The sequence below is a fragment of the Rummeliibacillus stabekisii genome (assembly GCF_007988965.1).
GTDB classification, from domain to species: Bacteria; Bacillota; Bacilli; order Bacillales_A; family Planococcaceae; genus Rummeliibacillus; species Rummeliibacillus stabekisii.
Genome location: NZ_BJVD01000016.1, coordinates 37616 through 45599 on the forward strand (window position 1 = coordinate 37616; position 7984 = coordinate 45599).

8 protein-coding genes are annotated in these 7984 nt (G+C 39.2%); all 8 read left to right on the top strand.

The window, feature by feature from the left end:
- The first annotated feature begins 55 nt into the window (after positions 1–55).
- Positions 56–844 (top strand): type III pantothenate kinase, encoded by a 789-nt coding sequence (locus RST01_RS15705; protein WP_184117621.1) that lies wholly within the window; start codon positions 56–58, stop codon positions 842–844.
- A complete protein-coding gene (hslO, locus tag RST01_RS15710; RefSeq protein ID WP_147198282.1) occupies positions 837–1727 on the top strand; it encodes an Hsp33 family molecular chaperone HslO in 891 nt (296 codons plus the stop codon). Before RST01_RS15705 ends, hslO begins: the two co-directional genes overlap by 8 nt.
- A 117-nt stretch (positions 1728–1844) precedes the next feature.
- The gene (gene cysK / locus RST01_RS15715) at positions 1845–2774 is read left to right on the top strand and encodes a cysteine synthase A (RefSeq protein WP_147198283.1); all 930 of its coding nucleotides are present in this window, start codon (positions 1845–1847) and stop codon (positions 2772–2774) included.
- Positions 2775–2905: 131 nt separating this feature from the next.
- On the top strand, positions 2906–3733 hold the full coding sequence (gene folP, locus RST01_RS15720) for a dihydropteroate synthase (protein ID WP_147198285.1): 828 nt from the start codon (positions 2906–2908) through the stop codon (positions 3731–3733).
- Positions 3734–3862: 129 nt separating this feature from the next.
- Positions 3863–4234 (top strand): dihydroneopterin aldolase, encoded by a 372-nt coding sequence (gene folB, locus RST01_RS15725; RefSeq protein ID WP_147198293.1) that lies wholly within the window; start codon positions 3863–3865, stop codon positions 4232–4234.
- Positions 4227–4730: a 2-amino-4-hydroxy-6-hydroxymethyldihydropteridine diphosphokinase gene (gene folK, locus RST01_RS15730; RefSeq protein WP_147198287.1), complete on the top strand. Its 504-nt coding sequence runs from the start codon at positions 4227–4229 to the stop codon at positions 4728–4730. Before folB ends, folK begins: the two co-directional genes overlap by 8 nt.
- An 84-nt stretch (positions 4731–4814) precedes the next feature.
- Positions 4815–5840 carry a tRNA dihydrouridine synthase DusB gene (gene dusB / locus RST01_RS15735; protein ID WP_256467894.1) on the top strand — a complete coding sequence of 342 codons (1026 nt, stop codon included), beginning with the start codon at positions 4815–4817 and terminating at the stop codon, positions 5838–5840.
- 159 nt (positions 5841–5999) lie between these two features.
- Entirely contained in the window at positions 6000–7484 is a 1485-nt protein-coding gene (lysS, locus tag RST01_RS15740; protein WP_147198289.1) for a lysine--tRNA ligase, read from the top strand.
- The last annotated feature ends 500 nt before the right edge of the window (positions 7485–7984 follow it).

Below are 7984 nucleotides of genomic sequence, written 5' to 3' on the forward strand. Positions count from 1 at the left end.
ATACTAAGGAGATATGCTTGCTTTTAGTGATGGGATAGAAATGAGGGAAATACTTTTGATATTAGTGATGGATGTGGGAAATACCAATATTTCGATAGGTGTGTATAAAGAAGACAAACTGCAACATCATTGGCGTTTAAAAACAGATGTGCACAAAACGGAAGATGAGTATGCCATGCAAATAAAAATGCTGTTTATGCACAAATCTTTATCTCTTTCCGACATACGTGGTATTATAATTTCCTCAGTAGTGCCACCGATTATGTTTACCTTAGAATTAATGTGTAAAAGATATTTTGCTGTAGAACCCCTCGTTGTGGGTCCAGGCGTTAAAACAGGGTTGAATATCCATAGTGAAAATCCTAGGGAGATCGGTGCTGACCGCATTGTTAATGCAGTAGCTGCCATCCATGAATATGGAGCTCCGCTTATTGTTGTAGATTTTGGTACTGCCACTACGTATTGTTATATTGATGAAAAAGGTCGTTATCTAGGCGGGGCTATTGCGCCTGGTATTTCAATCGCAATGGAAGCCTTATTTACCAAGGCCTCGAAACTCCCTCGCGTTGAATTGGCCCGCCCTCAAAGTGTTATCGGAAAAAACACGGTTTCCTCCATGCAAGCAGGGATTGTCTACGGTTATATAGGACAAGTTGAGGGAATAGTAAATCGTATGAGGCAAGAAGGTAGCGAAGGAGCTTTAGCCGTTGCAACAGGCGGCCTAGCAGAACTGATTGCAAAAGAATCGCGGGTTATTGATGTTGTAGATCCCCTTTTAACATTAAAAGGATTACATTTAATTTATAAAAGAAATCAAGAAGAAAAGAGGAATAAAAATGGCTGATTATTTAGTAAGAGGGCTTGGATTTAATGGGAGTGTACGTGCGTTTGCTGTAAGTACAACAGAAACAGTAGGAGAAGCGCAACGACGCCATGATACATGGCCAACTACTTCTGCTGCATTAGGGCGTACAATGACAGCTGCTGTCATGATGGGTGCTATGCTAAAAGGTGAGGATACAATCACGGTTAAGGTGGAAGGTAACGGGCCGATTGGTCCAATGGTTGTGGTAGCCAATGCTAAAGGTGAAGTGCGCGGCTATCCTACACACGCTCATGTTGAATTTGATTTAAATGAAGTAGGCAAATTGGATGTACGACGAGCAGTTGGTACAGAAGGAACGCTTACAGTTGTAAAAGATCTTGGATTACGTGAACACTTTACTGGTCAGGTGCCAATCGTTTCAGGTGAAATTGCTGAAGATTTTACCTATTACTTTGTAAAATCAGAGCAAGTTCCTTCTTCTGTAGGCCTTGGTGTACTTGTTAATACGGATGATAGCATCTTGGCTGCTGGTGGATTTATTATTCAAGTAATGCCTGGTACAGATGATGAAACAATTACTGACATTGAAAACCAACTATCAAAAATTGAACCTGTTTCAAAAATGATTCAAAAAGGTTACTCTCCTGAACAAGTGTTAGAAGAAGTGCTTGGAAAAGATAACGTTGAATTCTTAGAGACAATGCCTGTTCAATTTAAATGTACTTGCTCAAAAGAACGTTTCGGCGCGGCTATATTGAGCCTTGGCGAAAAAGAAATTCAAGATATGATCGATGAAGATGGTATGGCAGAAGCTCAATGCCATTTCTGTGAAGAAAAATATCACTACTCTAAAGAAGATTTAGAAGGTTTTATTGACGAAATTCGCGCTCAAAAATCTTAATGCGATAAATGTAGATGCATATAACTAGGAACGGAAATGATTGACAAACCTAATTGCAAAAGCATAAAATAAAGATAATAAAACCAACAAAAATACTAGGGTTTAGGAGTGGAGATAATGAGTAAAATTGTAAATTCAGTAGTGGATTTAGTAGGCAATACACCGATCGTCAAGTTAGATAATATAACTGGTCCAAACGACGGGAATGTTTATGTAAAACTCGAATACTTCAACCCGGGTAGCAGTGTAAAAGACCGTATTGCTGTTGCAATGATTGAGGCAGCTGAGAAAGAGGGCAAATTAAAGCCTGGTAGTACGATTATTGAACCGACAAGTGGGAATACAGGTATCGGTCTTGCAATGGTTGCCGCTGCAAAAGGATACAAAGCAATTCTTGTCATGCCGGATACGATGAGTATGGAAAGACGCAATTTATTGCGTGCCTATGGTGCAGAGCTTGTTTTAACACCAGGTGCTGATGGAATGAAAGGCGCTATTGCTAAAGTGGATGAATTAGCTAAAGAGAACGGCTGGTTTGTACCACAGCAATTTGAAAACCCTGCTAATGCTGAAATACATCGCCGGACAACGGGACCAGAGATTATAGAAGCATTTGAAGGACTTAACTTAGATGCGTTTATCTCTGGTGTAGGAACTGGTGGTACGATTACTGGAACTGGCGAAGTGCTGAAAGAAAAATACCCTAATATTGAATTGATTGCAGTGGAACCAAAAGACTCTGCAGTTCTATCAGGCAAAAAACCGGGTCCTCACAAAATTCAAGGAATTGGGGCAGGATTCGTACCTGAGGTCTTAGATACAGAAATCTATACCTCTATATTACCAGTTGAAAATGAAGATGCCTTTGAAACAGCGCGTAAAGTAGCGAAAGAAGAAGGAGTCTTAGGTGGTATTTCTGCAGGTGCAGCGATGTATGCAGCGATTGAAACAGCTAAACGCCTAGGCAAAGGAAAGAATGTTCTTGCATTACTTCCTGATAACGGTGAACGTTATTTAAGTACACCTTTATATCACTATGATGATTAATTATTTAAGAATGCCTGTCCTTTATGGATAGTGCATTCTTTTTTTCTGCCATGCAGCTGGTTCACCCCCTTTTCCTGATGTACAAGGTATTGCTATACTGATTGTAGGAATAGACAAAGGAGCGCAAGCACATGAAGTTAATGAATAACCAACCGTTAGTCATTCATGGCCATACACTTGATTTAGGCAAAGAAACGATTGTTATGGGCATTTTAAATGTAACACCAGATTCTTTCTCTGATGGAGGAAGATTTGATGCAGTAGATAGCGCATTGGAACATGCTAAAAGAATGGTAGCGGATGGAGCGAAGATTATAGATATAGGTGGAGAATCTACAAGACCCGGCCATACTGCTGTTACAGCAAAAGAAGAAATGGCGCGTATCCTACCTGTCATACGTGCCATTCGTAAGGAACTAGATGTATTAATTTCTGTCGACACATTCAAATCAGAGGTAGCAAGAGCTGCGGTAGAAGCGGGCGCACATATTATTAATGATATATGGGGAGCTACATATGATCCAGAGATTGCTAAGGTAGCTGCTGATTACAAAGTGCCCATTATTTTAATGCATAATCGGCAGGATGAAAATTATGGTGAAGATTTTTGGGGCAGTGTGAAGAGTGATTTAGAAAGAAGTGTTGAAATCGCTCGTCAAGCTGGTGTGGATGATCGTTTTATTTGGCTAGATCCAGGCATTGGCTTTGCGAAGACGCATGAACAAAATATTGAAATGATGAAGAATCTGTCAAACCTTGTGGATATGGGCTACCCTGTATTACTAGCAACTTCACGGAAAAGAATGATCGGCAATGTACTCGATTTACCGGTGGATGAACGTATGGAAGGTACAGCTGCTACTTGTTGTTACGGTGTCGATAAAGGATGTCATATGGTACGGGTTCATGATGTGTTGCCAATTGCTCGCATGATGAAAATGATGGATGCGCTTAAATAAAGCTGTATTTAATAAGAGTTACTACAGCTTCACTATATGTGAATTAATTTAATGGAGCTCAACGGCCAGTGTTAAGTTTTAAAGTCTACCTGTGCATTAAGTCGATATAGAGGATAAGGAGTGAATGAGATGGATTATATTCATATAAGAGATATGGAGTTTTACGGTTATCATGGGGTTTTGAAGGAAGAAACAGTGTTAGGTCAAAGATTTCGCGTTACTGTAGCCCTGGCTACTGATTTGAAGAACGCTGGCCAAACTGACAAGTTAGATAATACCGTTAGTTATGCGGATGTATATACGCTATGTGAAAAAATCGTAGAGGGTAAACCTTACAAACTGATTGAAGCAGTAGCTGAAGAAATTGCTAATGTTATTCTTAAGACTTATAAAGAGGAAGTCAAAGGCATTCGTTTGGAAGTGATTAAGCCTGACCCTCCAATTAAAGGCCATTATAAGGAAGTAGCAGTTGAGATTACAAGAGGTGCTTTCAATGAATGATGTATATATTTCTTTAGGTTCAAATATGGGAGATAAAGAAGAAACGCTCAAACAAGCGGTACACATGCTTCGAAGTAATCCTGAGGTAAATGTAGCGAATATCTCTTCTATTTACGAAACAGACCCGGTAGGTTATACAGACCAAGATCTATTTTTGAATATGGTGGTGCATGTACGTACAACACTGTCAGCTTTACAAATGCTTGAGGTTTGCCAGGGAATTGAACAAGAATTAAAGAGAGAACGTTTGATTAGATGGGGGCCGCGTACAATAGACCTTGACATTTTGCTCTATAATAATGACAATATTGAAACAGAGAAACTGATTGTGCCCCATGAAAGAATGCACGAAAGAGCGTTTGTTCTTGTGCCATTGCTTGAAGTGACACCAAATCTTTACTCTCCTCGTACGCAAGAGTCGTATCAGAAAATGCTCCAAAAGATAGGGCGAGGTGGCGTAAGACAATGGAAGAATCGGAGTTCTCTTGATTTTTAATACAAAGTGTTATGAATATAAGCATATCTTCCGCATTGGGATGATGAAGCGATAATTACTAAATCCTAAAAGGGAGGAAAAACATTGGCTACACAAGAAAAACCTTTTCAAATAGGCGATATTGTCATGGATAATCGCGTTGTACTTGCACCAATGGCTGGCGTCTGCAATTCTGCATTCCGTCTAACCGTAAAAGAGTTTGGTGCAGGTTTAGTATACGCTGAGATGATTTCAGATAAAGGGATTGTCCAAAGGAACAGAAAAACCTTAGACATGCTTTATATAGATGAACGGGAAAATCCGCTTTCCCTCCAAATCTTTGGGGGCGATAAAGAAACGTTAGTAGAAGCAGCTCAGTATGTGGACAAATATACGAATGCGGATATTATAGATATCAATATGGGGTGTCCCGTCAATAAAATTATTAAATGTGAGGCAGGGGCTAAATGGCTCCTTGATCCGAATAAAATTTACGAAATGGTTTCCGCTGTTGTGGATGCAGTCGATAAACCAGTCAGCTGTAAAATGCGTATCGGTTGGGATGAAGACCACGTGTATGCAGTGAAAAATGCACAGGCTGCAGAACGTGCGGGTGCATCGGCAATTGCAATGCATGGTCGTACACGTTTGCAAATGTATGAAGGGCATGCAAATTGGGACATTTTAAAAGAGGTGAAAGAAAATATCTCTATTCCGTTTATCGGAAACGGTGATGTTGAAACACCTGAAGATGCTAAACGCCTATTAGATCATACAGGCGCTGATGGCGTGATGATTGGCCGAGCAGCACTTGGGAACCCATGGATGATCTATCGGACAGTTGAATATTTGAAAACGGGAAGGCTCATGCCGGAACCGCCAATACGCGAAAAAATAGAAGTATGTTTATTACATTTTGAGCGTTTGCTCATGCTGAAAGGCGAAAATATTGCAGTCCGCGAGATGCGTAAACATGCTTCATGGTATTTAAAAGGATTGCGAGGCAACGGAAAAACACGCAATCAAATCAATCAAGCTGAGACAGCTGAAGAGCTGCGCGCTATTTTAAATGAACTAGTCTTAGAAACAGAAGAAAGCGAAAATGATGCGTCTTCTATTCAAATTGGTTAATTACGAGAAGAGCTGCCACTAAGATTGTGGCGGCTTTTTCCTTACCTTAGCAATAGACGTAAAATGAAAATTGAGCAGAAAGACGTGAATCGGTTGTAAAAATTGTGTACAATAACTAGTATGGGCTATTTAGCGGCACAACTATAAGGAGTGAAAATTGTGGCAGAAGAATTAAATGACCAGCTATTGGTGAGACGCCAAAAGATGGATGCAATAAAAGAACAAGGCTTAGATCCGTTCGGTGGACGTTTTGAACGTACACATTTAACAAATGAAATAAAAGAACAATTTGCGAATTTCTCAAAAGAAGAATTAGAAGAGAAAGAACATGAAGTGGTAATTGCTGGCCGTATCATGACCAAACGCAGCAAGGGGAAAGTTGGATTTGCAAACATCCAAGATCTTGGCGGGCAAATTCAAATCTATGTACGTAAAGATGCCATCGGTGAAGAAGCTTATGATATTTTCAAACATGCGGACCTTGGTGATATTGTCGGTATTAAAGGGACTGTATTCATTACCCATGTTGGCGAATTAACAATTAAAGCATTAGAATTCACATTCCTATCTAAATCTTTGCGTCCATTACCTGAGAAGTATCACGGCTTGCAAGATGTAGAGCAACGCTACCGTCAACGCTATTTGGACTTAATTTCAAACGAGGATAGCAAAAAGACATTTATCGCTCGCAGTCAGATTATACGCTCAATCCGTAATTTCTTAGATAATAAAGGCTATTTAGAAGTAGAAACACCTATGTTGAACTCAATCGCAGGTGGAGCAGCAGCTCGTCCGTTTGTTACGCACCATAACGCGTTGGATGCAAAAATGTATATGCGTATTGCGATTGAATTGTATCTAAAACGCCTAATTGTCGGCGGCTTGGAAAAAGTCTATGAAATTGGACGAGTATTCCGTAACGAAGGTGTGTCAACTCGCCATAACCCAGAGTTTACACTACTTGAATTATATGAAGCATATGCAGATTTCCATGACATTATGGACCTTACAGAAGATTTATTTGTCCATGTGGCAAATGAAGTAATGGGTACAACACAAATTCAATACGGTGAAGACACAATTGATTTGTCTAAAGGCTGGAAACGTCTGCACATGGTAGATGCTGTTAAAGAAGCAACAGGCGTTGATTTCTGGAAAGAGATGACGAAAGAAGAAGCTCTAGCAGTAGCACGTGAGCACCATATCGATGTCAAAGAAACAATGGAAGTTGGCCATATTATTAATGAATTCTTTGAACAAAAAGTAGAAGAATCACTAGTACAACCAACATTTGTCTATGGACATCCAGTGGAAATTTCTCCACTAGCTAAGAAAAACCCTGAAGATCCTCGCTTCACGGATCGCTTTGAATTGTTCATTGTCCGTCGTGAACATGCTAATGCGTTTACGGAATTAAATGATCCAATTGATCAACGTGAACGTTTCGAAGGTCAAATGCGCGAAAAAGAGCAAGGAAATGATGAAGCGCATGAGATGGATGAAGATTTCTTAGAAGCATTAGAATATGGAATGGCTCCTACAGGTGGTTTAGGTATTGGAATTGACCGTTTAATTATGCTTTTGACTAATTCACAATCTATTCGCGATGTATTGTTATTCCCATTAATGCGCAATCGTGATTAATAGAAACAATGCTTATCTAACTGTAGGCAAATCCATTACTTTGGATTTGCCTACAGTTTTTTCTTTATATATGAATATTACGTTTCTAATTTAATGGTGAAGGGTTTAATAACTAAAGCCGACTTGTCTTGTGAAATGTTATTACTAATGATAGTAAGTAGAGCACGATAATTGATAAAAATAGAAACATATAGTTTGGTGGGCGAAAACCAACTGGCGAATTATTAGAAAGTCGGAATTTGCTTTTTATCTTTTGTCTATTTTCCCTTGCAGAGAAAGTGTTTTGTTGATATACTTATTTGGTTGCCGAATTTAGATTAACTGAGATTAAAAATTCTTTTGATAAAGTTTGTTAAAAGTGTTGACTTAGTTAAGTGAACTTGGTATTATATTTAAGTCGCTTATGACGAACAAATGAAGAATAACAAAAGAATAAAAAGTTGTTGACTTCAAAAGGAAGTTATGGTATACTTAATAAGTCGCCAAAACAAGCGAAAACA

What these genes read in the sequence shown, in the direction of transcription:
- hslO (WP_147198282.1), top strand. Translation starts at nt 837, where the DNA reads ATGGCTGATTATTTAGTAAGAGGGCTTGGATTTAATGGGAGTGTACGT.
- folB (WP_147198293.1), top strand. Translation starts at nt 3,863, where the DNA reads ATGGATTATATTCATATAAGAGATATGGAGTTTTACGGTTATCATGGG.
- folP (WP_147198285.1), top strand. Translation starts at nt 2,906, where the DNA reads ATGAAGTTAATGAATAACCAACCGTTAGTCATTCATGGCCATACACTT.
- cysK (WP_147198283.1), top strand. Translation starts at nt 1,845, where the DNA reads ATGAGTAAAATTGTAAATTCAGTAGTGGATTTAGTAGGCAATACACCG.
- folK (WP_147198287.1), top strand. Translation starts at nt 4,227, where the DNA reads ATGAATGATGTATATATTTCTTTAGGTTCAAATATGGGAGATAAAGAA.